Raw genomic sequence first — 2,449 nt, forward strand, 5'->3', positions numbered from 1 at the left:
CAAACTAAATAAAAAGAGGTAGCCGCAAGAAGTAAAAACACTTGGTACTACCTGTCGCTATCTGCTAATGATTATGTTCTTTAATTTTAGATAAATTTGACTTTATGATAAAACGGTTCCCCTATTCGCCATCAAATTGTTCGTCGTCCTCCGCGTCATCATATTCATCATCGTAATCGCGATCTTCCCCATCATATTCATCAAATTCGCTATTGTATTCTTCATAATAATCATAACGATACTCATTGTCGAATTCGTCATCATAATCTTCATCGTAGAGGTCATGGGTCTCACCAAAAATGACAGTGCCTTCTTCTACATCTGGCAACATTGATAAAAACTCCGCCATTCTTGTTGGTAAATCTTGATCGCGCCCATGAAGGCCTTTTTCTATTTGAATTGCTTTTAATTTTTCTGGGGTGACATCTGCACCGGTTTCATCCACTAATTTTACGCCTTCGATTTGCTTACGAAACGCTTGGCGTATTAAGGCCAAATAAGCACCACGCAGTTCTTCCCGTAAAATTTCTTCTGCTTCTGTTAAGTCGCGTGTTTTTGCGATACTTGCTAAATAATTAATTCTTTCTAAAATCATTGCCATTGTCATTTTATTTCACCTCTTATTCAAATGTTCATGAGAGTATAATACATCATCTCGATTTGAATGTCAAATATAGTCAATGTTAAATTGAACAAATAAAAATTCGAGGTTTTAGCGGTCAAAGCAAAAATCTACTGATTTTCCCCTTAGTGCCATCCCCTCGAATCATATCTGATTATTATATTATTTTTTAAGAAAACTCATAAGCTAATAATTTGGTTACTTTAATATCGCAAGGTTGACTGATTGCATCTGCTTGGAAAGTTACTTCAGAATTAGGATTATCGGCAAAATAGCGCATCGACATAGTTTTTGCTCCCTCATTGATGAATAATTCTAAAGAACTAGTATCTAACCAAATATCTAAGTGTGAAATACCCTCTTTTAATAATACCGAGCGCGTTTCAGCCTTTTTGGTATGCCAATTATTACGTTCAATAGTTAATTTTTGATTAAGCATTTTGTATTGAATATGTACGGCTTGATCAATCATAATATTGAAATCAGACGACAAAGTATTTATTCCATCAATTTGAATTCTTGCCGGATTTGATAAGGGCAATTCGATTAAATCACTACGATCCCATTTAATTGGTTGTGCTTCATTTGATAATAATGCATTGGTTTCAACTATTGGTCGTTGCATTAATCGATTCTCTACTAGATGTAAACTTCTTGGCATTGATAGGTGATGAATCCACTTATCACGATGCGTCGGCACTGCCTCTTCAACTTCTGGCCACATCGTGCCCATCCACGCATATTGAATAATCCTACCATCTGGTGCAGTAAATGTTTGTGGTGCATAAAACTCAAACCCACCATCGACTTCAGCTAAATTGCGCGCTGACTCCGCTTCAGGAATGAATTGTGCCTGTTCATTATCCCATTTACCAACTACATAGGTTGTGTTAAAAATATTATGATAACGATGCCCTTTAGGTTCTAAACCTTGCGGTGAAAATATAAATACTGCTTTCTCTTCACCTGTAACTTCATCTGTTAAGAAAATTAAATCAGGACATTCCCACATATAACCGAGCGGCTCTGAAAATTGTAGAATAGAGCCACGGTATTCCCAGTTCATTAAATCTTTTGAGAAATAGGCAATCGTATCACCCGTAAGATTTTCTCGTTGAGCCCCTAATATCATCCACCATCCAGATAATTGTTCATCCCACCAAATTTTTGGATCACGGACATGTCCAGTAAATCCTGGTGCTTGCTCTAAGATGGGTCCATGTTTTTCAAAGTTAATTCCATCTGAAGAAGTAGCTAAACATTGATAACTTCTTCTAACATCATGCTCATCTTTCGTATTCCCTGTATAAAATAAATACAGTTGTTCATTATGAACGATTGCACTTCCGGAATATACGCCATTTTTATCAAACCAATCGTCTGATTTTAAAGCAATAGGTAATTGTTCCCAATGCATCATGTCTTTGGAACGTAAATGCCCCCAATATTTTGTTTCATGATTGGTGTTATATGGATTTAACTGATAAAACACATGATAATATCCTTGAAAATAACACAAACCATTTGGATCATTAAGCAATCCTTCAATCGGTGTAATATGGAAATGTTGTGCAAATTTCCCCTGATTTCTCAATTAATTCATCCCTTTCTTAAAACCTTAAAAATTAAATAAGTCTTACTCATTTTTATTACTCGTGTCTTCCTCCACAGTTTACCAAACTTAAACTAGTAATTACCATTTCAACTTTGCTTTTATAATTAACAATTAAAAACACGAATGAGGTTGGGGCTGGGCATAAACTTGATAAATTTAGTCAAAATCATTGTGCGTTAATTAAAAGCGCAGGGGTTGAGTGGTCTCAAACT

Annotated in this window: 2 protein-coding genes; both read right to left on the reverse strand. The window is 35.5% G+C overall.

The window, feature by feature from the left end; genetic code table 11:
* Positions 1 to 121: 121 nt before the first annotated feature.
* Complete coding sequence (locus tag GSA01S_RS11285; RefSeq protein ID WP_083513302.1) at positions 122 to 607, reverse strand: DUF896 domain-containing protein; 486 nt, start codon at positions 605 to 607, stop codon at positions 122 to 124.
* Between the two features lie 184 nt (positions 608 to 791).
* The gene (locus GSA01S_RS09895) at positions 792 to 2,216 is read right to left on the reverse strand and encodes a glycoside hydrolase family 32 protein (RefSeq protein ID WP_066127148.1); all 1,425 of its coding nucleotides are present in this window, start codon (positions 2,214 to 2,216) and stop codon (positions 792 to 794) included.
* Positions 2,217 to 2,449 lie beyond the last annotated feature (233 nt).

The sequence above is a fragment of the Globicatella sanguinis NBRC 15551 genome (genome assembly GCF_001552295.1).
Lineage (GTDB): Bacteria > Bacillota > Bacilli > Lactobacillales > Aerococcaceae > Globicatella > Globicatella sanguinis.